We start from the raw sequence: 228 nt of genomic DNA on the forward strand, positions 1-228 counted from the left end.
AAAAAAGCAAATGAGCAAGTCAAACATTTCTTCGGAGAGTTTGATCCTGGCTCAGGACGAACGCTGGCGGCGTGCCTAATACATGCAAGTCGAGCGAATCAATGGGAGCTTGCTCCCTGAGATTAGCGGCGGACGGGTGAGTAACACGTGGGCAACCTGCCTATAAGACTGGGATAACTTCGGGAAACCGGAGCTAATACTGGATATGTTCTTTTCTCGCATGAGAGA

The 228-nt window shown here is 49.6% G+C and carries 1 rRNA gene; it reads left to right on the forward strand.

The features are described from left to right. Positions 1 to 28 precede the first annotated feature (28 nt). A 16S ribosomal RNA gene (locus Q8G36_RS28945) occupies positions 29 to 228 on the forward strand; the annotation flags it as partial.

This window comes from Peribacillus frigoritolerans (assembly GCF_030676415.1).
GTDB lineage: Bacteria > Bacillota > Bacilli > Bacillales > DSM-1321 > Peribacillus > Peribacillus frigoritolerans_A.